The organism is Novosphingobium sp., from assembly GCF_027531025.1.
GTDB lineage: Bacteria > Pseudomonadota > Alphaproteobacteria > Sphingomonadales > Sphingomonadaceae > Novosphingobium.
On sequence record NZ_JAPZQX010000010.1, the window covers coordinates 168,485 to 192,666 of the forward strand.

The following is a 24,182-nucleotide window of genomic DNA, read 5'->3' on the forward strand; positions in this document are numbered from 1 at the left end:
ACCAACCGGCAGCATTTCTTGGGGCGCGGGCCGTTTGCATGGCGCGGCCCTTTCCGTTACGGCCCGTGGGGTCATGACTACCCAGACCCTGACCGCTGCGGATCCCGCCCTGTTGACCCTTGAAGACGTGCGCGCCGCCGCCGCCCGGATTGCCGGGTCGGTGGTGCGGACCGACATCGATCATTCCAAGACGCTGAGCGAGATTACTGGCGCCGAAGTCTGGCTGAAGTTCGAAAACCTCCAGTTCACCGCCGCTTACAAGGAGCGCGGCGCATTGAACGCCATGCTGCAGATGGCGCCGGAACGGCTGGCGCGTGGGGTGATCGCCGCCTCGGCCGGCAACCATGCCCAGGGCCTGTCCTATCACGGCACGCGCCTTGGCGTGCCGGTCACCATCGTCATGCCGCGCACCACGCCGTCGGTGAAGGTGATGCAGACCGAGGCAGTGGGCGGCAAGGTGGTGCTGCACGGCGAGACCTTTGACGATGCCTATGCCCATGCCCGCGAGCTGGAAGAAAGCCTGGGGCTGACCTTCGTTCACCCCTTCGACGATCCGCATGTCGCCGCCGGACAGGGCACGGTGGCGCTCGAAATGCTGGAAGACGTGCCCGACCTCGACATGCTGGTGATCCCGGTTGGCGGGGGTGGCCTCGCCTCGGGCATGGGCACGGCGGCGCGCGCGCTGAAGCCGGGCATTGGCCTGATCGGGGTAGAAGCCGAACTGTTCCCCTCGATGTACAACCGGCTCAAGGGCACCGATCTGCCCTCGGGCGGCGATACCCTGGCCGAAGGGATCGCGGTCAAGGAGCCGGGAACCTTTACCAGCAAGGTGCTGGCCGGCCTGCTCGACGATCTGGTGCTGGTCAGCGAACCGCAGATGGAAAGCGCGCTGGCGCTGCTGGTGCAGATCGAAAAGACCGTGGTCGAAGGGGCCGGCGCGGCGGGCCTGGCCGCGGTGATGGCCTATCCGGAACTGTTCAAGGGCCGCAAGGTAGGCATCGTGCTGACCGGCGGGAACATCGACACGCGCCTGCTGGCCAACGTGCTGCTGCGCGATCTCGCCCGTTCGGGCCGCCTCGCGCGGTTGCGGCTGACGCTGCAGGACCGGCCCGGCGCGCTGTTCAAGGTGATGCGCGAGTTCGACAAGCACTCGGTCAACATCATCGAGATCTATCACCAGCGGATCTTTACCACGCTGCCGGCCAAGGGCCTGATCACCGACATCGAGTGCGAGGCGCGCGATGCCGACCAGCTGGATGCGCTGATCGTCAGCCTGCGCGAGGCGGGCTATTCGGTCACCCAGGTCGAACTGAACTGACCCGAGCGGCTCGCGCCGGCGGACGGCCTGGCCACCCGCAACCGGGCTGCTTTCCACCGGCCTGTGCATAATATTGAATCGTTAACTGCGATTTGTGGTTAAAACTCTTTCAACGCGCGGGGCGCGCGGGCATAGAGTGTTGCACTTACCACCCGGCAAAGGATTCCTGCGGACCGTGACCGCTCCCGTGCGCTTTCCCCGGTTCTTTGTGACCAGCCCGGCGCCGTGCCCCTATCTGCCGGGGCGCAGCGAGCGCAAGGTGTTCACCGAGCTGAAGGGTCCGCACTCCGATGCGCTGAACGATGCGCTGGGCCGGATCGGCTTCCGCCGCAGCCAGACGGTGGCCTATCGCCCCTCCTGCGTTGATTGCGCGGCCTGCATCTCGGTGCGGGTAGTGGCAAAGGAATTCCGCGGTTCGGCCACCCAGCGCCGCAACCTCAAGCGCAATTCGGACCTGGTCACCACCTTCTGCCGCCCCTGGTCGACCGCCGAGCAGTTCGAGCTGCTCCAGCGTTACCTTGGTCACCGGCACCCGGGTGGCGGCATGGCCAGCATGGACGAGGTCGATTTCGCCGACATGGTGGAGCACACCCCGGTCGAGACCTGGATGGTCGAATACCGCGAACCGACCTTCGATGGCCGTCCGGGGCGCCTGGTCGGCGTCTGCCTGACCGACCGGCAGGGCGATGGTCTGTCGATGATCTACAGCTTCTATGAGCCCGATCACACGCAGCGTTCGGGGCTGGGCAATTACATCATCCTCGATCACATCCGCCGCGTGGCCGAGGAAGGGCTGCCCTATGTCTACCTGGGCTACTGGGTCGAGGGCGCGGCGCGGATGCAGTACAAGGTGCGCTATCGCCCGCTCGAACGGTTGACCCGCGCCGGCTGGACCCGCTTCAGCGATGCCGAGCAGGACGCGCTGATCGCCGCCGCCGCCGCCACGCGCCGGGTCGATGCCCTGCCGCTCGATGGCAGCGGCAAGGATGGCGTCCCCGGCGGCCAGGGCCAGTACCGCCTGCCGGACTGACGGTTTCCGCGATGACAATTGCCATCCGCCCCGCCGTCGCGGCTGACCTGCCGCTGATCGCCGATCTGATCCGCGCCCTCGCCGACTACGAAAAGCTGCTGCACGAGGTCCGCTTCGACGAGGCCGTGCTGGGCGAAAAGCTGTTCGGCCACAACGGTGGCCACGGCCCCTATGCCGAGGTGGTGATCGGCGAAGTGGACGGCGTGGCCCAGGGTTTCGCGCTGTTCTTCCATAACTTTTCGACCTTCGAAGGTCGGCCGGGGATCTACCTTGAAGACCTGTTCGTGCAGCCCGCGGCGCGCGGCGCCGGGCTGGGCAAGGCGCTGCTGGCGCACCTCGCTGCGCTGGCGGTGGAGCGGGGCTGCGCGCGGCTTGAATGGTCGGTGTTGGACTGGAACGAACCGACGATCGGCTTCTACAAGGCGCTGGGCGCGCGGCTGATGGATGAGTGGACGGTGATGCGGGTCGATGGCCCGGCGTTGCAACGGCTCGGCGCAGAGGCGCGCTTTTCCGCCGAATAGGGCTTGGCGATTCGTCAATCGCGCGATTAAGCTGGCGGCGATGTCAGGGTTCATCAATCGACGCGATCTGCTGAAGGGCGGTGTGGTTGCCGGTGCGCTGCTAGCGCTGCCCGGCCGCGCCATGGCGCAGAACGCGATGCGCGCTTTCGAAGAATCGTTCGGCCTGCCGCCGCAGGCCATGGTTCCGCCCGCTCCGCCACAGCTGCCGACTGCGGTTGAACCCAACCCGGCCTATGACGCGCGGCTGCTGGAAATCGCCAAGCGGGAACTGCAGCGGGCCGGGTCAACCGTCTGGCGCCACGATATCGTCGGCATCGCCGATTTCGCGCGGCCCAGCACCCTGCCGCGCTTCCACTTCGTCTATCTGGAGCGGGGCGAGATTCGCTCGTTCCACGTCAGCCACGGGCGCGGCTCCGATCCGGCGCACAGCGGGTTCCTCCAGGCCTTCTCGAACGAGCCGGGCTCGCTGGCGACGTCGCGCGGGGCCTACCTGACCTGCGAATGGTACAAGGGCCGCTATGGCACCTCGATCCGGCTCGAAGGGCTGGATCCGGACAATTCGAACGCCTTGTCGCGCGCGATCGTGATGCACCCGGCCGAATATGCCCGGCCCGAACGGATCGCCCAGTGGGGCCGCCTGGGCCGCAGCGAAGGCTGCTTTGCCATGTCGCCCGATCAGTTCAACGAAGCCTTGTGGAACCTTTCGGGCGGGCGCCTGCTTTACGCCGACCGGATCGACGTGGCCTGATCTGCCGCCGGTTGCCCGCCCCGGCCGGGGCGAAGAACAGCAGCCAGCGGTCCCGGATCAGGTCCGGGACGACGCCATTCTATAGCGGATTATCCAGCTTGATGATCTTTTCGGTGCTCTTGCGCTGGCCGTCCCAGGCCTGGCGCGGGGCGGCGAGGCTGGCCAGCACCGGGGCATCGCGACCATAGAGGTCGTTGAACCGGCCCAGCTTGCCGGTGATGTCCGATGCCATGGTGAAATAGGTCAGGTAGACCGGGAAGGTCCGGTTCATGCCGACCCGGGTGTACTTGCCCGAATTGACGATCGCCACGGCATCTTCAGGCTTCATCCCGGCACCGAGAATTGCCATCGTGATCGCCAGTTCCATCGCCCGTTCGGTGCGGATGCAGCCATGGCTCAGCGCGCGCTTTTCCAGGTTGAACAGGTGGCGGCCCGGCGTGTCGTGCAGGAAGATCGCATGTTCGTTGGGCATGTCGAGCTTCATCAGCCCCAGGGCATTGTTGGGGCCGGGCTGCTGGACGACATAGACCATGCCGTCCTTGGCCTTGGTCACCTTGTAATTCTCGCGCTTGGCGCGGGCTGGGTTGGCCAGCAGCTGCGCGCCCAGGCCTTCGCCCTTCACGATCGATTGCGGCACGGTCCAGGTGGGGTTGAAGATCACCCCTTCGACCACTTCGGCCAGTTGCGGCGTGGCGGTGCGGCCCGGCTTGCCCACGATCGTGCGGTAGGACCGGATGATCTCGTTATCGACCGTCAGCCGCAGCTGGAATTCGGGCACATTGGTCAAGAGGTAGAACTTGCCGAGATCGCGCTGCATCCAGCGCCAGCGATCAAGGTTGACCTGGATCAGCCGCCGGGTGACGCGATCGCTGGCCGGGGTCCGGGCCAGTTCGGCCTTCAGCCGGGCATAGTCCGGGTGAGTCGGCAGCAGGGCGGCAATCTCGCCCGCGATATCGCCGCTGGCCAGCGCACGGGCCATCACGTCGGGCGTCGGGTTCACATCGACATCGGGATCGACCACGAACCACTGCACCCGCGACGACATGCGGGTGCGGCCATCGCGCACGTCCTCGATCAGCCAGGCGAACGAACGGCTGGCCTGGGCATCGAGCGTCGCGCCAGGACCGGCCGCGATCGCCGCGCGCAGAGCCTCGGGCTGGTAATCCGCCGGGATCAGCCCGTCGGCGTCGATCTTCTCGATCACCGCCAGCAGCGCCTGGGCATTGGCCAGTGACCAGGTCATCACCGGTTCGAGGTCCGCCAGGGTGGGCTGCACGACCGGCACGGCCTGGATCACCGGGGTGGCGGTGGGGGTGGGAGCCGGCGCCTGAGCCGGAGCTGGCAGCGGTGTCGAGGTGGGGCTGGGGGCAGGGGTCGGCAGGATGTTCTCAGGGCCCCGGTTGACCTGGGCCAGGGCGGCACCAGCCAACAGCGCCAGCCCCAGCGCGGCACCACCGCGCACCGCGCGGCGGACAGTCCCCAAATGGCGAATCATCATTCTCGCTCCGATGCAGGCGCTGCCCCATCCCGCAGCGGTGTTCCCTTGTTGCGCAATAATATTTGCCCGTTTCCGACGCACGCTTCAAGCCGGACGCGGCGTTCATCCCCGTTCTAGCGGCGGGTTGCTGCAGGCGCGATGAACGGCCGCAGCGCGGCGCATCCGTCGACCGGCGGCAGCCGTTGATCGAAGGCCGCGCCCGCCGCCGCGCCGGGTGGGCCAAGGGATCGGGCATTCTGCGGGCTGCGGCCTGTATCCGTCGATCAAGGGAAATCCATGATGCCAAAGCTTCGTTCCGTCCTGCTGGCCACCGCTCTGCTGGCCGCGCCGCTGGCCGCCACCCCGGCCCTGGCGCAGGGGGCCGCGCCCGCTTCTGTCGCCCAGTCCGAACACGACAAGCTGTTTGCCCTGTTCGCCCGCTCGGACGAGGAAAGCCTGAAGCGCAATCCGCTGAATGCCCTGTTCCGCGGCGACATGCGCTATGCTGATCGGCTGGGCGATTTCCTGACCGATGCCTACAACAATGCCGAGCGCCAGGCAGCGCAAAACGAACTGGCCGACCTCGCAAAGATCGACCGCGCGAAGCTCTCCGCCACGCACAGAATCGCCTCTGACGTGTTCAAGTACGATCGGGAGAGCACGCTCAAGGGCCTGACCCCCGAAATCCTGGCGCTGACCCAGACCCGGCCGATGAACCACTTCTTCGGCTTCCATACCTTCTATCCGACGCTGGCCAGCGGCAAGACCGGCATCCCGCTGAAGACCGTGACCGATCACGAAAACAACCTGAAGCGCCATGCCGACTATGTCCGGCTGATCGACCGTTCGATTGCCCGATTCCGCGAAGGCAAGGCCAGCGGCGTGCTCGAAACCAGTCTGACGATCCGCAACATGATCGAACAGCTTGATGCCCAGCTGAAGCTGGCACCCGAGGAATCCCCCTATTGGGAGCCAGTCAAGACGCTGAAGCCCGAGATCGGCGTCGAGGGTGAGGAAGAGGCCCGGATCCGGCTGGTGGCCGCATATCGCAAGGCCATTGTTGAGGAGATTTATCCCGCCAATGCCCGCCTGCGCGATTTCCTGCGCGATGAATACCTGCCCGCCGCGCGCGACAGCGTGGGTCTGTCGCAGATGAAGGACGGGGCGAAGCTTTACGCCCAGCTGATCGAGAATTCGACCACGCTGCTATACAGCGCCGAGGAACTGCACCAGCTGGGCCTCAGCGAGGTGAAGCGCATCCGCGAGGGGATGGAGCAGGTCAAGACCGAGGTCGGCTTCAAGGGTAGCCTCAGCGAATTCTTCACCTTCATCCGCACCGATCCCCAGTTCAAGCGCAAGAGCCGCGAGGAGATCACCCAGCGCTATTACGCCATCGGCAAGATGGTCGATGAAAAGATCGGCGCCTATTTCTCGGTCCTGCCCAAGACCCCGCTGCAGATCCGCCCCTATGAGGAGTTCCGCGAAAAGTTCGAGGCAGGCGGTTCCTATCAGCAGGGGACGCCCGATGGCTCGCGCCCTGGCACCTTCTATTTCAACGCCTATGACCTGCCCAGCCGGACCACGCCCGGCGAAGTGACGCTGTACCTCCACGAAGGCGCGCCGGGGCACCATTTCCAGATCAGCCTGGCGCAGGAGAACGACAAGCTGCCCGCCTTCATGCGGTTTGGCGGCAATACCGCCTATGTCGAGGGCTGGGCGCTCTATGCCGAAACGCTGGGCTATGACATGGGCTTCTACAAGGACCCCTATTCGCGCCAGGGCACGCTGGATGACGAGATGCTGCGGGCGATGCGGCTGGTGGTCGATACCGGGATCCACGCCAAGGGCTGGACCCGCGACCAGGCGATCGAGTTCATGCTGGCCAATTCGGCGATGGGCCGCACCGACGCCACGGCCGAAGTCGAACGCTATATCGCCATCCCCAGCCAGGCGCTGGCCTACAAGGTGGGCGCGCTGAAGATCCAGGCCCTGCGCGTCGAGGCGGAAAAGGCCCTGGGCAAGAAGTTCGACATCCGCGCCTTCCACGATCAGGTGCTGAACACCGGCGCCCTGCCGCTGCCGGTGCTGGAAGCCAAGATCCGCGCCTGGATCAAGGCGGTAAAGCAGGGCTGACCGGCTACGACCGCGCCGCACTGCGCCCGCCGCCCACGTGATCGTGGACGGCGGGCAGCACGGTCAGCGGCGGGCGGCGGTGAAGTCGTGCACGAACTGGCCGGGGTTGCGGGCGTTATAGACGGCCTGCAGGGCACAGGCCTTGCGCTGCCGTTGGCACAGGACCTGAGCCGCTTCGGCGGCGCGTTCCGGCGTGCGTTCGGGCGTCGCGCTCTGCTCGGTGCCGCCCAGGGTGAAGGTCTGCAGCACGCCATTGGCGGTGAAGGACTGGATCTTGCACTCGCGCGCCGTGGCGTTGCGGCAGGCATCGAGCGCGCCCTTGATCGCGGCATCGGCACTTGGCGCGCCGGTGGTGATGTAGAGCCGGTCATCATAGCCCTGGCCCACCACCCAGGTCGCCGCGAGATAGCGCTTGCGCTTGCTGGCATCGGAACCAAGGCTGCGCAGCGACGATGGGATGGTCGCGCCCCATTCGCAATCGAGCACCTGCTGCGCCTTGCAGTCCGCCATGACCTTGTCGCGCGTCTTGCCGCCATCGCCCAGCCAGGCGAGCAGCAGTTGCCCCTCGCGGTTCTTGATCAGGCTCATCGCCGAATTGCGCCACGATCCGCCCGAGTAGCAGGCGCTTCCCGCCGCCTTGCGGCAGGCCTCCAGCGCGGCACGCTCGGCCTGTTTGCCATTGGTCCGGTTGCCCTCGATCCAGGCCCCGTCGACATCGGGGTGGAACGCGATCCCCGCATGGACATCGGGCACGCGGACCGGCCTGGGGCGCGATGGCATCTGCTGGGCCGGGGTGTCACACAGTGGCATGCGGTCATGCGTTTCCCCCACCATGACATCGCCCGGTCGCGGGCCGGAGGGGCAGGGATAGACCTGGGCGCTGACGGGGGCAGGCAGGCCCATTGCTCCCAACAGGAGCAGGCCAGCCCCGACCAGGCTGCGAAGCGTGGCCGCGCTCACGTCACTTCCCGCCGTATTCCGCCCACAGGCCGGGGGCATTGGCCATCAGCCCGTCAATGGCCGAGCGCAAGGCAGCCAGGGTCATCTGGCCATCGGCGGCGTAGACCGAGTTCTCGAGGCAATAGAGACCGGAGGGATAGGCCGCCGCGCGGATGAAGGTGCGGGTGGTGTTCCACTGGTTTGCCGCTTCGGGCGTGGCCCGCCTGGTTGGCACGCAGACGCGGATCTGGACGAAACGGCACAGGCCATTGGCGCAGCCTTCGAGGTGCAGGGCATAGGTATTGTCCTTGGGCACCAGCTTGGCGCGCATGGCATCCTGTTCCGCCACGGTCACGGTCTGGCCGATCTCGGCCAGCGTGGCAGGCAGTGTTGCTGGGCGCAGTTCGCGCAGGGCCTGGGCCTCGCTTGCGGCGGGCGCCTGGGCCTCGGCGGGGCTGGTCAGGAACACCGCCAGGGTGGCGAGGGCGGCGGCTGGGCGAAGGGTTGGCTGGAACATGCTCATCGCCGCGCTGTCTAGCAGCGCGCACCGGGCCGGTCGTCGCGGCGCGGCGCACCGGTACATTGCCGTCGGTTCAATCCTGTCCCCGGCCTGTGCCATGGTCCCGGTAATGAGCCATTTTCATCTTGCGGCCGTTCCGGCTGTCCGCGCGCGCGCCTCAGCGCTCGTCCTGGCCCTGCTGCTGGCCGCCTGCGGCAGCCCGTCGGCCGAGGCGGAGCAGACCGTGACCCAGGCTACCGCCACCAGTGCTGCTCCGGCCACCGCTGCCGCTACCGCCGCAACCAGCGCAGCCAAGCCGCTCAGCGAAAGTGACCGGTTGATCCTGGAAATGGCCGCCAGCGGCTGCCGCACGGGCGATTTCAAGCAGTTCTTCCAGGCCTTCACCCGCTCGGACGTGGTGCGCGAGCGCTATACCGCAAAGACGGTCGAGTTCGGGACGGAAGGCAGTGCTTACCAGATGCCGGTCCGGCGCTACATCGATGATCACCATTACCCGCTTGGCATCATCGACTTTTCGTGGATGACCCGCGAATCCTCGATGCTTTATGAGATGGACGACGTTCCGCCGCCGGTTGAGAAGGTGCGCTATGTCCAGCTGATCTTCGAGACCGCCAGCGACAATCGCCAGCGGGTCGAATGGTTGCCCGGCGTGCTCGAGAAGAACCTGGGCCGCAATCTCGAGGACCTGGGCGACGGGATCGGCGAACTGATCGAGCCGCGCGGGCCGGGTGGCTACCTGCTGTTCTACCCAACCAAGGACTGCTGGGAACTGGTCAGCGACGTCGCCTATCGCCGCCAGCCGGGTTAGGTGTACTCGATCAGGTCCCAGCGGTTGCCGTAAACGTCCTCAAACACGGCGACTGTTCCGTAATCGGCCACTTGTGGCTCGCGTACGAAGTTCACGCCCGCCGCCAGATAGGCGGCATGGTCGCGCCGGAAATCGTCGGTTTCGAGGAACAGGAACACCCGCCCGCCAGCCTGATCGCCGACGAAGCGCGCCTGATCTGGCGTGCTGGCGCGGGCGAGGAGGATCGTGGTGCCACCCGGCGGCGCGCCCGGCGGGGCGATCAGCACCCAGCGCTTGTCCTGCTCGGGCTGGTATTCGTCAGCCACCAGGGTGAAGCCCAGCTTGCCGCAATACCAGGCGATCGCTTCGTCATAATCGCCGACGAGCAGGGCAATGTGGGCGAGCCGTTGGGTCACCCCCGCAGCAGGTCCAGCCACGCATCGCCCAGCAGCGGATCGACAGCCGCGCAGGCCTTCGCATCCAGCGCGGCGTGGCGGCTGCGCAGGTCGGCCAGGCACTTGAGCTGGTACTTGAACACGCCCTGTTCGTAGGGGTGGCCCATCGCCTCCATCCGAAAGGTCTCGGCGCCAGCCTCGGCCGCGGCAGCATTGGCGGCGAGGAACGGGGCATAGACCGCTGCCGAAATCCGCACCAGTTCGGCCACGACCGGGGCAAAGCCCGGTTCCCATTCGCCCTCCACCCCGCTCATGTCGTCCACGTGGGCCAGCCAGCGATAGGTATAGGGATAGTCAGCGCGCATCATCGCCTGCGGGGTGGGATCGGTGCCCAGCTGCGAGAGCTGGCCGAAGATCCCGAATTCGGCCAGGCTCGGCCGCGTGCCGAACAGGCAGAAGCGGTTCACCACATGGGCTTCGAGCGCGTCCAGCACGGCGCGGGTGCTCGCCTCGATCAGCGGGAAGTTTTCCGCCGTGCAGCCGACCAGCGCCATCCGTCCGACCTGCCGCGCGCGGAACATCTCGGCAAAGTGCTGGCTCTTTTCGAGGCCGCCGCCGTGCATGGTGTCGAAGGCCAGCCAGCGGCTCATCTGCACCTGGTCGACCTCGGCCAGCCAGCGATAGCCGAACATCGCCTTGGTCAGCCATTCGTCGGCGAAGTCTTCCAGCAGGTGGGCGATGAAGGCCTGCGCCGGATCGGGTGGCACCACGCCGCGTTCGTGATGCCGTGCCTCAAGATCGTAGACCAGCGGCGTGGAATCGTTGGCGAAAGTGCCATCGGGATATTCCAGCACCGGGATCACCGGCGCCTTGACCGCCCCCAGCGCCGCCTGCCGCCGCGTGCCCTCGTCCACCCAGATGTGGGGCAGGCGGCGATAGCGCAGCAGGGCGCGGATCTTCTGCGAATAGGGTGAACCCAAAGCGCCATAGAGCTTGTACATCAGCGGTATCCTGTCGGCTTGGTCGGCGACCAGGGCAGGTCGGCGAGGTCGGTCGAAACCTTGAGCGGGAACTGCGGCTGGCGCTTTTCGAGGAAGGCCGCCACCCCTTCGTGGACATCGGCCCGCGCCCCGAGCGCAATGTTGAGCGCGGCATCGACCGCCAGCGCGCCCTGCGGCCCGTCTTCGCCGGAAAAGCGCCACAGCATCTGCCGGGTCAACGCGAGGGCCACGGGTGAGCAGTTCGCAGCAATCTCCAGCGCCAGTTCGCGGGCGCGGGTTTCCACCTGGTCGGCCGGGACCAGCTCACTGACCAGCCCGGCTGCGAGCGCCTCATGCGCGGGTACCAATGCCCCGGTCATGCACCACTTGAGCGCCGTTGCCAGGCCGACGAGGCGCGGCAGGAACCAGGCCGATCCCGCTTCGGGCACCAGCCCGCGGCGCGTGAAGACGCAGCCGAACTTGGCCGTATCGGCGGCAATGCGGATGTCGCAGGGCAGGGTCAGCGTCAGGCCCACCCCGGCGGCCGAACCGTTGAAGGCGACCAGCAATGGCTTCACGCTGTTCATCATCGCGCCGATGAAATCGCTGTTCTCTCGGCGGCCATCGCGGCTGCCGAAGTTCTTCGCGCCTTCGCCGCTCTCGGTGTCAAAGGCCCCGGCTCCGGCCGAAACGTCGGCCCCGGCGCAGAACACCCGGCCCGTGCCGGTGATCACCACCACCTTCACGCTGTCATCGGAATCGGCCAGTGCGATCCCCCGGGCCAGTTCGGCTCCCATCTGGCTGGTATAGGCGTTGAGCACCTCCGGCCGGTTGAGCCGCAGCCATAGGATCGGGCCGTCCTGTTCGACCAGCAGGGTTTCGAAGGCGGCGCTCACAGCGCCTCGATCTTCACCGGCATGGTGGTGATGCCGTGGAGGAAGGGGCTGGGCAGGCGGCTGGGGGTGCCCTGCGGCACCACGTTCCAGCCACGGTCGATCATTTCCTCGATCAGGGTGTGGAGCTGGATCTCGGCCAGCCGTGCGCCCACGCAGCGGTGAATGCCGTGGCCGAAGCCCAGGTGGCGGCGGGCATTCTCGCGCCCGGCGTCGAACCGGTCGGGATCGGCAAAGACCCGCTCGTCGCGATTGGCGGAAATGTACCACAACACGATCTTCTCGCCCGCCTTCAGTTGCTGGCCGGCCAGTTCGGCATCGCGGGTCAAGGTGCGGCGCATGTGCGAGACCGGGCTTTGCCAGCGGACGATTTCCTGCGCCGCATTGGGGATCAGCGAGCGGTCGGCGGCGAGCCGCGCGCGCTCTTCGGGAAAGCGGTGCAGCGCCTCGACCAGCCCGCTCATCGAATTGCGGGTGGTATCGTTGCCGCCGACGATGATCAGCGCCAGGTTGGCGATCCGCTCCAGCGCGGTCAGGTTGCCCATGGCTTCGGAATGGATCATCCGGCTGAGCAGGTCGTCGGCCGGGGGCTGGTTGCGGCGTTCTTCCAGCAGGGCATCGAAGCGGGCCAGCATCAGCCCCATTTCGGCGAAGAACTTCTGGCTGTATTCCTCGGTCATCACCTCGGGCGAGACGTTGCTGGCCATGTCCGACCACCGGCGCAGGTCGAACCGCTCCTCCCATGGGAAATCCAGCACGATCGCCAGCATGCCGATGGTCAGCGGGATCGAGACCGCCGCCACCCAGTCGAATTCCTGCCCGACCGGCAGGGCATCGAACAGCTCCTTGGTCCGTTCGCGCACCTGGCGTTCGCGCCGGGCCATCTGGCTGGGGGTGAAGGCAGCGGCCACGACGCGGCGCTGATCGGTATGGCGCGGCGGGTCCATGGCGATGAAGTTGGGAAACTCGGCCCCGGCCACGCCTTCGGCAATGGTGATGTTGCCGGTCTGCGAGGAATAGGTGGCCCAGTCCAGTTCCACCGCCTGGACCAGATCGTGCGTCACCACCGACCAATAGGGGCCATAGGGGCTGTCCTCGCGCCAGCTCAGCGGTGCTTCGGCCCGCAGCCGGGCAAAGGGCTCGCGCCAGCGATCCTCGGTGTAAAGCGCGGTATCGCTAAGGTCGATCGGGGTGAGCGGGCGGGTCATGCGGCCTCCATCTGGTGCGATTTCACCGGCAGGGCATGGCCCGCGGCAGCGGCGCGACGCGCGCCCTTGTCCAGTTCCTTCTTCAGCGCGCAGACATAGTGATCGAAGTCCAGCTGGATCGTGTGCCGCCGCGCTGCATAGTATTGGCCGGTATAGTATTCCTCGTCCGCCCCGATGATCCGTTCCATCTCGGCCGGATCGGGCGGCAGGTACTGCCCGGCCAGGTAAGCCGCGACCAGCTTCGATTGCTGTTCGGCAAAGTTGACCAGCGTGGGCAGCGGCTGGGCCAGCCCCATGTAGAACAGGTCCGCCACGCCCGGCTTCATGATCCGCTTGAACAGCGGGGGCGGGCGGTTGTCGCTGTCGGCGGTGAAGGCCGGATCCTTGAAGAAGGGGAAGGAGATGTCATAGCCGGTGGCCCAGACGATCACGTCAATCTCTTCCCGGCTGCCATCGGTGAAGACCACGCCGTTGCCGTCCAGCCGCTCGATCGCGCCCTTCATCGTGATGTCGCCCGAACCGGCGCGGACCAGGAATTCGCCCGAGACCGTGCCGTGGCTTTCGAAGGGGCCGATTTCCGGTTCGGGCAGGCCATAGTCGCTCATCCGGCCGACCAGCTTCTTGACCATCCGCGCGCCCAGCCACTGCTTCAGCCCCTTGGGCAGCCAGGCCGGGGCCGGGTTCTTGTCGAGCGGCTGGCCCTTGTAGTACTTCGGGAAAATCCAGACGCCCCGCCGGGTGGAAACGAACAGCTTCTGCGCCATCGGCCGCTGTGACAGCTCGCTCGCCACGTCCATGGCCGAATTGCCCATGCCGACCACCAGCACCCGCTTGCCGATGCAGTTCACAGGCTCGAACGGGGTGCGGTACTGGTGCGAATGGATCTGCGCGCCATCGAAGCTGCCGGGGTATTCGGGGATGCGCGCGGCCCAGTGGTGGCCATTAGCCACGCACAGCGCATCGTAATGCATCACCTCGCCAGTGGAGAGCGCGATCCGCCAACCGCCCCCGGCCTGGCGCTCGGCGCTTTCGACCCGGGTGTTGAAGCGGATGTGCTCGTGCAGGCCGAAGTGATCGACGTAATCGTGGAAGTAATGCAGCAGCAGCGAATGGTGGGGATAGTCCGGCCAGTCCGCCGGGACCGGAAAGTCCTCGAAGGCCAGCCGCCATTTCGACGTGTCGATGTGCAGGCTCTGGTAGCAGGCGCTCATCCCGTTGGGATTTTTGTAGTACCAGGTGCCGCCGATATCGTCGGACGCTTCGTAGACATCGAAGGGAATGCCATGGTCCTTCAGCCGCTTGGCCGTGGTGAAGCCCGAACAGCCCGCCCCGATGATGCAGACCCGTGGCAATGCGCGCGTTTCGGCCATCTTCGTCATCTCTCCTTGTGGCCGCTTGCGGGCCTTACTCGGAGTATGTTTAAGCGTTCGATTAAAGTCCAGCGGGAACCGCGCTTTTGATGCAGCGCAAAGTCTTGGCGCGGCCGGCAGGCTAGCCAAGCCTCGCAGGGGTTCGCCGGAGCGGGCCGAACAGGGAGCACGGGAATGGATTCCACCTTCGATCCAACGGCCTGGTCGGGCGTCATTCTGGGGACCACGGCGCTGTTCGCCGGGATCGGCGCGCTGCGCAGACCGGGGGCCTGGCGCACGATGCTGGAAGAGGTCGAAAAGTCCCCCGCGCTGCAATTCCTGTGCGGGATGCTGGAACTGGTGATCGGGACGGTGGTCTACCTTGCCAATCCGTGGGTGCCGGCGGACCTCTTGTCCTGCGTGCTCAAGGCGATGGGCGGGGCGATGATGCTGGAGGCGCTGATGATCCTGGGCTTCGTCGATATCTACAGCCAGTTCTGGCTACGCACGCTGACCTACATGCATCGCGGCTGGGCGCTGACGACCAGCCTGTTCGGGCTGGTGCTGGCCACCATTTCCGCCACCCGCTTTATCTAGCGCACGAAGATCAGCTTCGGCCCGGCCTCGGTCATCGCCTCGGCGGCTTCGCTGAAGCTCGTCACCCGGTGCGTGACCGGCTGCGGGTGCAGCTTGCCGCAGGATACGCAGCCCAGCACATCATGCAGCAGCGCGCTCGACTGCACCCGTCCGGTGTGGACGGTGATGCCCTTGTAATAGGCATTGGTCAGCGGCACCGGGGTGGCCGGATCGAAGTACATCGAGACCACCGTCAGCACGCCATTGGGCGCGGTGGACTGGATTGCGAAGGCCAGCGCGCGTGGGTCGCCCGCGGCTTCCACCACGATCTCGTATTGGCTGGAGGGGCGGCGGCCTTCGCCCAGCGCGAGCGGCTCGGCCTTCGCGCCAAGGGCTTCGGCGGCGGCGCGGCGATTGGCATCATCGTCGAGGTAAGTGACAGCCCCCGCCCCCAGCGCAACGGCGGCAGCGGCGGCATAAAGCCCGACGCTCTGGGCCTTGCCGCCTACCACCAGTACGGTCGCACCGGGGCGTTCGGCCAGCGGCCCGGCCACGCCGCGCCAGCCATCGGCCACGTTGTCGGAGAGGTTGCAGGCCACCTCGCTGGCGACATTGTCCGGCACCGGCACCAGCATGTGATCGGCAAAGGGCACGTGGACCAGATCGGCGAAGCCGCCGCCGAAATCGGTCTTGCCGCCCGCCGCCAGGCCATAGGCGGCGCCGGGTGGAAATGCGGTGCAGCTATTGGTCCAGCCGCGCCGGCAATTGGCGCAGCGCCCGCACGAAAGCTGGAAGGGCACGATCACGCGGGTACCGGGGGCAAAGGGCACCTGGTCACCCGCAGCAATGACTTCGCCGACCATCTCGTGACCGAAGGCGAAGGGGCCCTTGAAGGGCACGAAGCCGGTGGCGATGTGAAGGTCCAGATCGCAGCGCGCCACCACCAGCGGGCGGACCAGCGCATCGGTGGCCGCCAGCAGGGTGGGGGCGGGCACCTCGCGCCATTCGAACTGGCCGGGCTGCACAAAGGTCATCTGCTGCATGGTGGTCATGGTGCTGCTCCGGGTATTCCGGGCTCCGGGGTATCAGCGCGCGGGGCCATGCAGAACTTGCGCTTTCGCAAATCACTCTTGCAAATGGGCAAGAACGGGCTAGCCCTGCCAGGATGTCGCAAGTGCCCGATCCGCTCGATCTAGCCGCGCTGGTGGCGCTGGCCCGCCATGGCACGCTGAGCGCGGCGGCGCGGCGTGGCGGGGTGGCCGTTTCCACCATGTCGCGCCGGATCGCCGCACTGGAAACGGCCACCGGGCTGGCGCTGGTCGACCGGCGCAGTCGCGGCGCCGTGTTGACCGAGGCCGGGCGGCGACTGGCCGAGGCCGCCCAGCCGCTCGCCCGCCAGCTTGATCAGGTCGAGGCGGAAGTGGCCGCCCTGCGCGGCGGAGTGGCGCAACGCGCGGTCCGGCTTTCGGCCACCGAATTCGTGATTGCCGAAGTCCTTTCGCCCCGGCTTGGCGCGCTGCTGGCGGACCGCGGCCATCCCGGCGTGGTCCTGCAGAGCGAGGCCGAGGTGGTCAGCCTTGCCGCGCGGCAGGCCGACATCGCGATCCGGATGGTTCGGCCCGAAAGGGCCAGCCTGGTGATCCGCAAGCTGCCGCCGCTGCCGCTTTCGCTCTACGCCGCGCGGTCCTATCTGGGCGAGCGGCAGGCCGTGGCCGACCTCTCCGCCGAGCGGCTGATCGCCTATGATGACAGCTATGGCCCCTTGCCCGAGATCGCCTGGATCGACCGGCAGGGGCTGGGCGCGGCGGTAGCGCTGCGCAGCGGCAGCACCCGGGCGCTGCTCAACGCCGCGCTCGCCGGGGTGGGGATCGCCCTGCTGCCCGATGCGGTGGCGGCGCGCTATCCGGACCTGGTCCGGCTGGACGGCGGGCCGCGCCTGCCCCCGCGCCAGCCATGGCTCGCCATGCACCGCGATCTCCAGCGCGACCGCGCGGTGCGCCGGGTAGCCGACTGGGCGGTGGACTGCTTCCGCGCGCTGGTCGGCGCTCAGTCGAGCCGGGTCAGGCCCGAGGCATAGGGCGCGACCAGCGCGCTCGCCCGGTCCCAGCTGCCAATCAGCCACAGTCGCTGTAGGGCCGGGTCAGCTGGCAGGATCACCGGCATCCGCTCCACGCCAAGCTCGCGCAGCGCGGCATTGGCCGGGCAGGTGAGCAGCGCGAAGCTCGCCACCTCGCTGTCCTTCCACACCCCGGCCATGGCGAACAGCGGCTGGTCCGAACAGGATAGCCAGACCTGTCGCCGCCTGCCCGCCGTTGGGTCGGTCCCGCCCCACAGCATGACGGCACTGGCCGGAACCAGGCAGCGAAACTCGCTGTTGCGCAGGTTGCCGATCCAGAACGGCGAATCCGGATTGCGCACCGTCAGCACCGCGCGTCCCGTGTCACCGGCGGAGGGCGGCGGCGGCACGCCCCACAGCCGCGGCACCAGCCGCCGCTCCGGCTCACCCGGCGGACGCGGTCCGGCCACGAACTCGCGCCCGGCGGTTATGACCGGAGCAAAACGTCCCGCGGCGATCGTCCCGCCAGCCCAGGGATCCCCGGGATCGGCTCGCGCACCGAACTGCAGCGCGATTGCTGGTGCCGTAGCATCGAGGCGGTACAGGCTCGTCACCAGGCAACCCTGCCGTGTTAAACAGCCGCCGCCAAGCAAAAGGGAGGCGCCGCCGCTGGCGCCGCCTCCCCTAGATAGTGCGAGGTGAAACCGAGTCAGTTGCGCTGACGCGCGTTTACCCGGCTCGCGGTGGCGACGGTCGTGCCATTCTGCTGGAGCCGACCGCGCTGGGTTTGGGGCTGGGGCTGGACCCGGGCCTTCTGAACCGCGGGCAGCAGCAGCGCCGCGCGCGGCTTGGCGCCGGGCGCCTGTACCTCGCCGGCGGTGGCGACGGTCGTGCCGTTTTGCTTGAGCTTGGTACGCTGGGACTTGGCCGGCTCGTGAACCTTTTGCACGGCAGGGAGCAGCAATGCCGCCTGTCCTTCACCCTGCGGGGCCTGCACCTCGCCAGCAGTGGCGACGGTCGTGCCGTTCTGCTTGAACTTGGCGCGCTGGGACTTGCTGGGCTCGTGGGCCTTCTGGACGGCGGGCAGCAGCAGGTGCGGCCGTTCGGTGGTGTTGGGGGCCTGGACTTCGGCGGCCGTGCCCACAGTGGTGCCGTTCTGCTTCAGCTTGCGGCCAGCGGCGGTGTCGCTGCGTCCGTCTCCGGTCACATCTCCACTCGCCACCCACACTCCGCTAGCGGACTGGTGAGCCGTGTCCTTGCGGGAATTGGCCTGCACAACGCTGGCCGTCAGGGCCAGTGCGGCGAGTACGGTGATTGAAGCGATCTTCAGTTCCGGCCGGCTCTTGGCGGTCTTGGTCATGATCTACTCCTTTCAAATTTCTGCATTGCTCTCCCCGCCGGACGTGAATCCGCTCCGACGACGAATCGCCACTAACCCAAAATAGATCATTAGGCTAGAGTGATAATCTAGATATAAAGTCTAGAGTGACTTTGGGCATCAAGCCTGCCAAGGAGCCGACATGGCGCAAACTCGCAGCGAAGCGACGAAGAACCGGGTGCTTGATGCCGCCCGTGACCTGCTGATGGAGCAGGGGATTTCGGAATTGACGATGAAGGACGTGCAGGAACGTTCCGGCGTTTCCAATGGCTCGATCTTTCATCACTTCGGTTCGAAGGACGGTATCCTTGCAGCCCTGTTCGCGGCCGAACGGCGGGCATACCTGGGCAGCGTCGGAGCGGCGATTATCGCCCACGAAGGCGATCCCTGCGATGCCTTTGGTGCTGGCGCGGCGGCGGCGGTACTGTTCCATGCCCGCGATCCGCAACGATACATGCGGCTGATCGCAGCCTTTTCAAACTCCGAATGGCTGTTCCGCAACGAGGCGATCTGGGCTGGCCTGATCCGCGAGGTAGAGGCACCGGTGATGCACTGGGCTCTGCCGCACTTCCAGTCGGGCGCGCTGCCAATGCTGCCGCCCGGGCTGTTCCAGTCCTACATGTTGGGCCCCGCCGAACAGTTGACCCAGGTCTGGCTGCGGCGCGGGATGCCGGGCGCGCTGGAAGACTATGCTCCGATCGCGGCGCGCTATGTTGCCGCAGGCTTCCGCGCGCTGCGCGAGGCTGGGACCACCGCGCCGGCCTGACCTCGACTCAGCCAGCCCCGGTCAGCCCCAGCCGCTTGCGAATGCGGCTGAGCGCGATCGGGGTAATGCCGATGTAGCGGGCGATATCGGCCTGGCGCAGCCGTGCCGCCAGGGCGCCGTCATGCGCCAGCAGGTCGCGATAACGCTGTTCGGCGCTGGCACAGAGCAGCGCCTCCTCGCGCCGCTGCTTGCGGGCCTGGAGCCAGGCGGCGAAGCGGGCGAAATCGCCCTGCAGTTCGGGACTCCCGGCGATCCGCTCGCCCAGCCAGGCCAGCGGCAGGGCGGCAACCCGGCATGGCTCCAGACAGGTCGCGCCATAGCGGTTCGTGCCATCCGGCGAGAGATCGCCGCTGCCGGTGAACAGGCCCTGGTCGACGATAAAGCTCTTGATCCAGTCCTCGCCGCTGGCGGTCAGATAGCCCAGCTTGACCAGGCCGCGCTCCAGCACCCAGAACTGGTTGGCTGGCTCACCCAGGGCAAACAGCTCGGTTCCGGCGGGGCATTCGCGCGGGTGCCACAGGCCATCGGCGCGGGCCAGTGTCGCCAGCCGGTCGATCACCGGGGCCGGATCAAAAGCGGGCGGCGATAAACCCAAGTTAATTCCCGATCCTTTGCCTTGTGCCAAAAGGGCAGTCCACGCCATGCAGACCGGAGGTAGAATGTCGCAGCTGTTGTCGCAACCGGGCACTGTCCTGATCACGGGCACCACTTCGGGCGTGGGCTCCGCGCTGGCGGCGCAATTGCGCGCTGCCGGACACCGCGTGATCGCCGTGGCGCGCCGGGTTGGCGAGGGCGACGTGCCGCCCAATACTGTGCCCTATCCCTGCGATCTGGCCGATCCGCAGGCCACCGAGGCCCTGTTCGCGCAGATCGCTGCCAACCATCCGGACATCTCGGTGGTGATCAACAATGCCGGAGTCCAGATCGCCGCCCGGCTCGACGATCCGGCGCTGAATGCTGCCGCGCTGGAAGGTGAGATCGCGGTCAACCTGCTGGCCCCGGCGATCATCGCCCGGGCCATGCTGCCGGTGCTGCGCGCGCAGGACCGGCCGACCGCGATCGTCAACGTGACGTCGGGCCTGGCGATCTATCCCAAGACCACAACGGCGCTGTACTGCGCCAGCAAGGCGGCGCTGCGCAGCCTGACCCAATCGCTGCGCTACCAGGCCGAAGGAACCCGTGTGCAAGTGATCGAGGCGATCCTGCCGCTGGTCGATACCCCGATGACCGTGGGGCGCGGCAGCGGCAAGATGAGCGCGGAAGATTGTGCCGCGGCGATCATTACCGGGATCCGCCGCAGCCAGGACGAAGTCTATATCGGCAAGGCGCGCCTGCTGCCCTGGCTGGACCGCATTGCCCCCGCCATCCCCCGGGCCAAGTTGAAGCGGTCATGAAGGACCTGCTCAAGATCGCGCTGGTCCTCGCGCTGGCCTTTGCTTCCACTTTCCTGCTGATCCAGGGCACTGGCCTCGTCACCGAAGAGGGCGTGCGCGCCTTCCTGGCCGAGGCGCACACCATTCACCCCGGCTGGTTCGTGCTGCTGGTGATCCTGCTGCTGGTGGTTGACCTGCTGATCGCCGTGCCGACCATGGCGACGATCCTGCTGGCGGGCTATTTCCTGGGCCCCGTGCTGGGCGGGGCGGCGGCGGCCACGGGGCTGATGCTGCTGGGTACGCTGGGCTATGGCCTGGGCTTCCGGTTCGGCCGCCCGATCCTGGGCCGGCTGTTCAAGGACGAGGCGCGGCTGGCGGGGATCGAGGCCGCCTTTGCCCGCAATGACCTGCTCGTCCTGTTCGTCTGCCAGGCCCTGCCGATCCTGCCGGAATTGAGCTGCACCCTGGCCGGCGTGGCCCGGATGCGCTTTGCCCGCTTCCTGCTGGGCTATGGCGTGGGGGTGGTGCCCTTCGCCTTTATCGTCGCCTGGGGCGGATCGGCCAGCACGGCGAGCGATCCCTGGCCCGCGATCTATACCGGGATCGGGGTCAGCGCCGCGCTGCTGCTGGCCTGGCGGGTAATGAACCGGAAAGCGGCCCATTAGTCACCATTGCCAGCCGCCGCACCAGGCCCTATCTGTCAGCCATCCCCGGGGAGCCGCTTGGCTGAGAGGGGCGGTTAGCATCGCCCGACCCGTTGAACCTGAACCCGTTAGCACGGGCGGAGGGAGTGGTTGGACTTCGCGCCATCGCTCCCGTTCCGCCTTCAAGGAGCGCACATGGCCGACATCAATTCGAAGCTCGAAATCGGCGTAACCACCGGGCCCATTCGCGGCAGCAAGAAGATCCACGTCGGCCCCCTGGGCGTTGCCATGCGCGAGATTCAGCTGGAGCCCTCCAGCGGCGAGCCGCCGGTTCGGGTCTACGATACCTCCGGCCCCTACACCGATCCCAACGCGACCATCGATATCGCCGCCGGCCTGCCCGAACTGCGCGCGGAATGGATCCGCGGCCGCGGCGATGTCGAGGAAGTGACCCAGCGCGAAGTGCGGCCCGAGGACAACGGCCAGCTCGGCCCGGATCGCTCCGGCGGCGTCCCGCCGTTCCCGCGCGTGCGGCAGAAGGTGCTGCGCGCGAAGCCCGGCATGAACGTCAGCCAGATGCACTATGCCCGCAAGGGCATCATCACGCCGGAAATGGAATATGTCGCCACCCGCGAGAACCTGGGCCGCGAGATGCTGCGCGAATATCTCCGCGACGGGCAGGATTTCGGCGCCGCCATCCCCGATTTCGTGACGCCCGAATTCGTCCGCGACGAGGTGGCGCGCGGCCGGGCGATCATCCCCAATAACATCAACCACCCCGAGAGCGAGCCGATGGCGATCGGCCGCAACTTCCTGGTCAAGATCAACGCCAATATCGGCAACTCGGCCGTCGCCAGTGACGTCGCCAGCGAGGTCGACAAGATGGTCTGGTCGATCCGCTGGGGCGCTGACACCGTGATGGACCTCAGCACCGGTCGCAACATCCATGACACCCGCGAATGGATCCTGCGCAACAGCCCCGTGCCGATCGGCACCGTGCCGATCTACCAGGCGCTGGAAAAGGTCGGCGGCATTGCCGAGGAACTGACCTGGGAGATCTTCCGCGATACCCTGATCGAACAGGCCGAACAGGGCGTGGACTATTTCACGATCCACGCCGGGGTGCGCCTGCCCTATATCCCGATGACCGCCAAGCGCGTCACTGGCATCGTCAGCCGCGGCGGCTCGATCATGGCCAAGTGGTGCCTGGCGCACCACAAGGAGAGCTTCCTCTACGAGCGCTTCGACGAGATTACCGAGATCATGAAGGCCTATGACATCGCCTATTCGCTGGGCGATGGCCTGCGCCCCGGCAGCATCGCCGATGCCAATGACGAGGCGCAATTTGCCGAACTCTATACCCTGGGCGAACTGACCAAGCGCGCCTGGGAACAGGACGTGCAGGTGATGATCGAAGGCCCCGGCCACGTGCCGATGCACAAGATCAAGGAGAACATGGACAAGCAGCTGCAGGCCTGCGGCGAAGCCCCGTTCTACACCCTGGGACCCCTCGTCACCGATATTGCCCCGGGCTATGACCACATCACCAGCGGCATCGGTGCGGCGATGATCGGGTGGTACGGCACGGCGATGCTCTGCTACGTCACGCCCAAGGAGCACCTGGGCCTGCCGGACCGCGATGACGTGAAAGTCGGCGTCGTCACTTACAAGCTCGCCGCCCACGCGGCGGACCTTGCCAAGGGGCACCCGGCGGCCAAGGTGCGCGACGATGCCCTGTCAAAAGCCCGCTTCGAATTCCGCTGGCGCGACCAGTTCAACCTGTCGCTCGATCCCGACACGGCGGAGCAGTACCACGATCAGACGCTGCCCGCCGAAGGCGCCAAGACCGCGCACTTCTGCTCGATGTGCGGGCCGAAGTTCTGCTCGATGAAGATCACGCAAGAAGTGCGCGACTTCGCCGCCAAGCAGAACCAGCCGGTGGAAACCTTCGTCGCGGCGGACGAGGCGGAGAAAGGGATGGCCGAAATGAGCGAGAAGTACCGCGAAGCGGGCGATCTCTACATTCCGGCCCAGGACGCCCAGTGATCCGGGCGCTGGCGCTGGCCCTGCTCGCACCCTTGCTGGTCGCCGCCAAACCCGCACCCGATCTTGCCCGCGACTTTGCCCGCGCGTCGACCCCGCAAGCGGTCGCCGCGCTCGCAGAGCGCGGCCAGCTGGTGAAGATCTACCTCTTCCCGCTGGAAGTGGGCGGGCCGGAAGATCCCATGAACGTGGCCTGGGTGACCCCCGCCGCGCTGCGTCAGGCCGAGGCTGTCACCGACAAGATCATCGCCCTGCTCGAACAGGGCAAGGTCGACAGCCTCGATGTCCAGCCCGAATACAAGGGCGACAGCCGCATCCCCTCCCGCATCCGCTACATCGCCACCCACAAGACCGGCCCCGCCAAGCTGGACCGCGTGGTGGAGGTCTGGTGAGGGGGCGCATGATTAACGGCAGGCTCCGCTGTCAAATTCTTCGTGCCTAATTGTTTGAACAGAAATAGTAGTAATCAGACGATCCTGCTCAGAGGTGACGCTAGTGAATCTAAGGGAGCGAACATTTGAACTGCTGAAGAAGCATCCTGACCAACGCTTCAAGGCTCGCGAGATCGCTGAATGGATTCACCAAAACTATCCAAACGAGACACGCATCAAGCTGGAGCGAAGCCGCTCTCTCGAAACAGAGGCGGCTCTGCTCGGGCAAATCGTCGCGGAAATCGGCGCCAACCGTCCCGGCTGGTGACGTGCTCCCCTGATTGTTACCAGTCAGAGGTAGAGTCTCGCCCCTTCTGCACCGCTACCCAACCTTGGACCGCTTGGGTCTAGAGTTTTCCGCCTGATCCGGCTCCGGAGGGCTGGTGGCCCCGGCCGGGTTTGCCAGCATGATCGGGGGGATATTCCCGATCGCGCTGTGCGGTCGCTCTTCGTTGTAGTGTCTACGCCAGGCCTCCAGCTTTTCGCAAGCATCTTCCAGCGACAGGAACCAGTGCGCGTTCAGGCACTCGCTGCGCAGCTTGCTGTTGAACGCTTCGATGAACGCATTGTCCGTGGGTTTGCCAGGGCGGGAGAAGTCCAAGGTCACACCGCGCTGG

At 66.7% G+C, this 24,182-nt stretch carries 27 protein-coding genes and 1 riboswitch; of the genes, 14 read left to right on the forward strand and 13 right to left on the reverse strand.

The features are described from left to right. Positions 1 to 73 precede the first annotated feature (73 nt). From O9281_RS14500 to O9281_RS14515, 4 genes are all read left to right on the forward strand, one after another. The gene (locus O9281_RS14500; protein ID WP_298187288.1) at positions 74 to 1,318 is read left to right on the forward strand and encodes a threonine ammonia-lyase; all 1,245 of its coding nucleotides are present in this window, start codon (positions 74 to 76) and stop codon (positions 1,316 to 1,318) included. Positions 1,319 to 1,493: 175 nt separating this feature from the next. Beyond that, complete coding sequence (locus O9281_RS14505) at positions 1,494 to 2,348, forward strand: arginyltransferase (protein ID WP_298187290.1); 855 nt, start codon at positions 1,494 to 1,496, stop codon at positions 2,346 to 2,348. An 11-nt stretch (positions 2,349 to 2,359) separates the two neighbouring features. Then, positions 2,360 to 2,869, forward strand: a complete 510-nt coding sequence (locus O9281_RS14510) for a GNAT family N-acetyltransferase (protein ID WP_298187293.1) — start codon at positions 2,360 to 2,362, stop codon at positions 2,867 to 2,869. A 40-nt stretch (positions 2,870 to 2,909) separates the two neighbouring features. After that, positions 2,910 to 3,617 (forward strand): murein L,D-transpeptidase catalytic domain-containing protein, encoded by a 708-nt coding sequence (locus tag O9281_RS14515; RefSeq protein ID WP_298187295.1) that lies wholly within the window; start codon positions 2,910 to 2,912, stop codon positions 3,615 to 3,617. A gap of 79 nt (positions 3,618 to 3,696) precedes the next feature. On the opposite strand, the gene O9281_RS14520 is transcribed toward O9281_RS14515, so the two are convergent. Then, a complete protein-coding gene (locus O9281_RS14520) occupies positions 3,697 to 5,115 on the reverse strand; it encodes a L,D-transpeptidase family protein (protein ID WP_298187298.1) in 1,419 nt (472 codons plus the stop codon). A gap of 279 nt (positions 5,116 to 5,394) precedes the next feature. Between O9281_RS14520 and O9281_RS14525 the strand changes: the two genes are divergently transcribed. After that, on the forward strand, positions 5,395 to 7,227 hold the full coding sequence (locus tag O9281_RS14525) for a DUF885 family protein (protein ID WP_298187300.1): 1,833 nt from the start codon (positions 5,395 to 5,397) through the stop codon (positions 7,225 to 7,227). Between the two features lie 63 nt (positions 7,228 to 7,290). Here the strand turns inward: O9281_RS14525 and O9281_RS14530 are convergent, their stop codons facing one another. Both O9281_RS14530 and O9281_RS14535 read right to left on the reverse strand, forming a co-directional pair. Further along, positions 7,291 to 8,187 carry a DUF4189 domain-containing protein gene (locus tag O9281_RS14530; RefSeq protein WP_298187302.1) on the reverse strand — a complete coding sequence of 299 codons (897 nt, stop codon included), beginning with the start codon at positions 8,185 to 8,187 and terminating at the stop codon, positions 7,291 to 7,293. Between the two features lies 1 nt (position 8,188). Beyond that, positions 8,189 to 8,683 carry a YbjN domain-containing protein gene (locus tag O9281_RS14535; RefSeq protein ID WP_298187305.1) on the reverse strand — a complete coding sequence of 165 codons (495 nt, stop codon included), beginning with the start codon at positions 8,681 to 8,683 and terminating at the stop codon, positions 8,189 to 8,191. On the opposite strand from O9281_RS14535, the gene O9281_RS14540 reads away from it, so the two are divergent. Beyond that, positions 8,682 to 9,494 (forward strand): hypothetical protein, encoded by an 813-nt coding sequence (locus O9281_RS14540; protein ID WP_298187308.1) that lies wholly within the window; start codon positions 8,682 to 8,684, stop codon positions 9,492 to 9,494. The two genes, O9281_RS14535 and O9281_RS14540, sit on opposite strands and share 2 nt — an antisense overlap. On the opposite strand, the gene O9281_RS14545 is transcribed toward O9281_RS14540, so the two are convergent. The 5 genes from O9281_RS14545 to O9281_RS14565 are packed head-to-tail and all read right to left on the reverse strand — an operon-like array spanning position 9,491 to position 14,328. After that, entirely contained in the window at positions 9,491 to 9,889 is a 399-nt protein-coding gene (locus O9281_RS14545) for a VOC family protein (RefSeq protein WP_298187311.1), read from the reverse strand. The two genes, O9281_RS14540 and O9281_RS14545, sit on opposite strands and share 4 nt — an antisense overlap. Further along, positions 9,886 to 10,869 (reverse strand): glutathione S-transferase, encoded by a 984-nt coding sequence (locus O9281_RS14550; RefSeq protein WP_298187314.1) that lies wholly within the window; start codon positions 10,867 to 10,869, stop codon positions 9,886 to 9,888. The genes O9281_RS14545 and O9281_RS14550 overlap by 4 nt, the downstream gene beginning before the upstream one ends. Further along, positions 10,869 to 11,744, reverse strand: coding sequence for an enoyl-CoA hydratase-related protein (locus O9281_RS14555; RefSeq protein WP_298187315.1), 876 nt, complete (start codon positions 11,742 to 11,744; stop codon positions 10,869 to 10,871). The genes O9281_RS14550 and O9281_RS14555 overlap by 1 nt, the downstream gene beginning before the upstream one ends. Further along, on the reverse strand, positions 11,741 to 12,949 hold the full coding sequence (locus O9281_RS14560; RefSeq protein WP_298187318.1) for a cytochrome P450: 1,209 nt from the start codon (positions 12,947 to 12,949) through the stop codon (positions 11,741 to 11,743). The genes O9281_RS14555 and O9281_RS14560 overlap by 4 nt, the downstream gene beginning before the upstream one ends. Continuing rightward, entirely contained in the window at positions 12,946 to 14,328 is a 1,383-nt protein-coding gene (locus tag O9281_RS14565; RefSeq protein WP_298187319.1) for an NAD(P)-binding domain-containing protein, read from the reverse strand. Before O9281_RS14565 ends, O9281_RS14560 begins: the two co-directional genes overlap by 4 nt. Before the next feature lie 165 nt (positions 14,329 to 14,493). On the opposite strand from O9281_RS14565, the gene O9281_RS14570 reads away from it, so the two are divergent. Beyond that, a complete protein-coding gene (locus tag O9281_RS14570; protein WP_298187322.1) occupies positions 14,494 to 14,895 on the forward strand; it encodes a hypothetical protein in 402 nt (133 codons plus the stop codon). Here O9281_RS14570 and O9281_RS14575 read toward each other — a convergent pair. Beyond that, a complete protein-coding gene (locus tag O9281_RS14575) occupies positions 14,892 to 15,926 on the reverse strand; it encodes an alcohol dehydrogenase catalytic domain-containing protein (RefSeq protein ID WP_298187325.1) in 1,035 nt (344 codons plus the stop codon). The two genes, O9281_RS14570 and O9281_RS14575, sit on opposite strands and share 4 nt — an antisense overlap. Before the next feature lie 113 nt (positions 15,927 to 16,039). Here O9281_RS14575 and O9281_RS14580 point away from each other — a divergent pair, with 113 nt between their 5' ends. After that, positions 16,040 to 16,951, forward strand: coding sequence for a LysR family transcriptional regulator (locus O9281_RS14580; protein WP_298187328.1), 912 nt, complete (start codon positions 16,040 to 16,042; stop codon positions 16,949 to 16,951). Here O9281_RS14580 and O9281_RS14585 read toward each other — a convergent pair. Together O9281_RS14585 and O9281_RS14590 are read right to left on the reverse strand one after the other, a co-directional pair. Next, positions 16,921 to 17,544 (reverse strand): SOS response-associated peptidase family protein, encoded by a 624-nt coding sequence (locus O9281_RS14585; protein WP_298187330.1) that lies wholly within the window; start codon positions 17,542 to 17,544, stop codon positions 16,921 to 16,923. The genes O9281_RS14580 and O9281_RS14585 overlap by 31 nt on opposite strands. A gap of 95 nt (positions 17,545 to 17,639) precedes the next feature. Beyond that, complete coding sequence (locus tag O9281_RS14590) at positions 17,640 to 18,290, reverse strand: hypothetical protein (protein ID WP_298187332.1); 651 nt, start codon at positions 18,288 to 18,290, stop codon at positions 17,640 to 17,642. Between the two features lie 160 nt (positions 18,291 to 18,450). On the opposite strand from O9281_RS14590, the gene O9281_RS14595 reads away from it, so the two are divergent. Further along, positions 18,451 to 19,074, forward strand: a complete 624-nt coding sequence (locus tag O9281_RS14595; RefSeq protein ID WP_298187334.1) for a TetR/AcrR family transcriptional regulator — start codon at positions 18,451 to 18,453, stop codon at positions 19,072 to 19,074. 7 nt (positions 19,075 to 19,081) lie between these two features. Here the strand turns inward: O9281_RS14595 and O9281_RS14600 are convergent, their stop codons facing one another. Next, positions 19,082 to 19,669, reverse strand: a complete 588-nt coding sequence (locus O9281_RS14600) for a Crp/Fnr family transcriptional regulator (RefSeq protein ID WP_298187337.1) — start codon at positions 19,667 to 19,669, stop codon at positions 19,082 to 19,084. A 64-nt stretch (positions 19,670 to 19,733) separates the two neighbouring features. On the opposite strand from O9281_RS14600, the gene O9281_RS14605 reads away from it, so the two are divergent. The 5 genes from O9281_RS14605 (at position 19,734) to O9281_RS14625 (ending at position 23,833) form a co-directional block, all read left to right on the forward strand. Beyond that, a complete protein-coding gene (locus tag O9281_RS14605) occupies positions 19,734 to 20,468 on the forward strand; it encodes an SDR family oxidoreductase (protein ID WP_298187339.1) in 735 nt (244 codons plus the stop codon). Then, positions 20,465 to 21,112: a VTT domain-containing protein gene (locus O9281_RS14610; RefSeq protein WP_298187342.1), complete on the forward strand. Its 648-nt coding sequence runs from the start codon at positions 20,465 to 20,467 to the stop codon at positions 21,110 to 21,112. The genes O9281_RS14605 and O9281_RS14610 overlap by 4 nt, the downstream gene beginning before the upstream one ends. Positions 21,113 to 21,148: 36 nt before the next feature. Further along, a riboswitch (TPP riboswitch) is annotated at positions 21,149 to 21,254 on the forward strand. 32 nt (positions 21,255 to 21,286) lie between these two features. Continuing rightward, complete coding sequence (gene thiC, locus O9281_RS14615) at positions 21,287 to 23,137, forward strand: phosphomethylpyrimidine synthase ThiC (protein ID WP_298187344.1); 1,851 nt, start codon at positions 21,287 to 21,289, stop codon at positions 23,135 to 23,137. Continuing rightward, on the forward strand, positions 23,134 to 23,526 hold the full coding sequence (locus O9281_RS14620; RefSeq protein ID WP_298187346.1) for a hypothetical protein: 393 nt from the start codon (positions 23,134 to 23,136) through the stop codon (positions 23,524 to 23,526). Before thiC ends, O9281_RS14620 begins: the two co-directional genes overlap by 4 nt. 103 nt (positions 23,527 to 23,629) lie before the next feature. Then, positions 23,630 to 23,833 carry a hypothetical protein gene (locus O9281_RS14625; protein ID WP_298187350.1) on the forward strand — a complete coding sequence of 68 codons (204 nt, stop codon included), beginning with the start codon at positions 23,630 to 23,632 and terminating at the stop codon, positions 23,831 to 23,833. Positions 23,834 to 23,887: 54 nt separating this feature from the next. On the opposite strand, the gene O9281_RS14630 is transcribed toward O9281_RS14625, so the two are convergent. Next, the coding region (locus O9281_RS14630; protein ID WP_298187352.1) for a transposase at positions 23,888 to 24,182 on the reverse strand (295 nt) is incomplete at its 5' end.

What these genes read in the sequence shown, in the direction of transcription:
- O9281_RS14500 (WP_298187288.1), top strand. Translation starts at nt 74, where the DNA reads ATGACTACCCAGACCCTGACCGCTGCGGATCCCGCCCTGTTGACCCTT.
- O9281_RS14510 (WP_298187293.1), top strand. Translation starts at nt 2,360, where the DNA reads ATGACAATTGCCATCCGCCCCGCCGTCGCGGCTGACCTGCCGCTGATC.
- O9281_RS14515 (WP_298187295.1), top strand. Translation starts at nt 2,910, where the DNA reads ATGTCAGGGTTCATCAATCGACGCGATCTGCTGAAGGGCGGTGTGGTT.
- O9281_RS14520 (WP_298187298.1), bottom strand. Translation starts at nt 5,115, where the DNA reads ATGATGATTCGCCATTTGGGGACTGTCCGCCGCGCGGTGCGCGGTGGT.
- O9281_RS14525 (WP_298187300.1), top strand. Translation starts at nt 5,395, where the DNA reads ATGCCAAAGCTTCGTTCCGTCCTGCTGGCCACCGCTCTGCTGGCCGCG.
- O9281_RS14540 (WP_298187308.1), top strand. Translation starts at nt 8,682, where the DNA reads ATGCTCATCGCCGCGCTGTCTAGCAGCGCGCACCGGGCCGGTCGTCGC.
- O9281_RS14535 (WP_298187305.1), bottom strand. Translation starts at nt 8,683, where the DNA reads ATGTTCCAGCCAACCCTTCGCCCAGCCGCCGCCCTCGCCACCCTGGCG.
- O9281_RS14550 (WP_298187314.1), bottom strand. Translation starts at nt 10,869, where the DNA reads ATGTACAAGCTCTATGGCGCTTTGGGTTCACCCTATTCGCAGAAGATC.
- O9281_RS14560 (WP_298187318.1), bottom strand. Translation starts at nt 12,949, where the DNA reads ATGACCCGCCCGCTCACCCCGATCGACCTTAGCGATACCGCGCTTTAC.
- O9281_RS14565 (WP_298187319.1), bottom strand. Translation starts at nt 14,328, where the DNA reads ATGACGAAGATGGCCGAAACGCGCGCATTGCCACGGGTCTGCATCATC.
- O9281_RS14570 (WP_298187322.1), top strand. Translation starts at nt 14,494, where the DNA reads ATGGATTCCACCTTCGATCCAACGGCCTGGTCGGGCGTCATTCTGGGG.
- O9281_RS14575 (WP_298187325.1), bottom strand. Translation starts at nt 15,926, where the DNA reads ATGACCACCATGCAGCAGATGACCTTTGTGCAGCCCGGCCAGTTCGAA.
- O9281_RS14580 (WP_298187328.1), top strand. Translation starts at nt 16,040, where the DNA reads ATGTCGCAAGTGCCCGATCCGCTCGATCTAGCCGCGCTGGTGGCGCTG.
- O9281_RS14590 (WP_298187332.1), bottom strand. Translation starts at nt 18,290, where the DNA reads ATGACCAAGACCGCCAAGAGCCGGCCGGAACTGAAGATCGCTTCAATC.
- O9281_RS14595 (WP_298187334.1), top strand. Translation starts at nt 18,451, where the DNA reads ATGGCGCAAACTCGCAGCGAAGCGACGAAGAACCGGGTGCTTGATGCC.
- O9281_RS14605 (WP_298187339.1), top strand. Translation starts at nt 19,734, where the DNA reads ATGTCGCAGCTGTTGTCGCAACCGGGCACTGTCCTGATCACGGGCACC.
- O9281_RS14610 (WP_298187342.1), top strand. Translation starts at nt 20,465, where the DNA reads ATGAAGGACCTGCTCAAGATCGCGCTGGTCCTCGCGCTGGCCTTTGCT.
- thiC (WP_298187344.1), top strand. Translation starts at nt 21,287, where the DNA reads ATGGCCGACATCAATTCGAAGCTCGAAATCGGCGTAACCACCGGGCCC.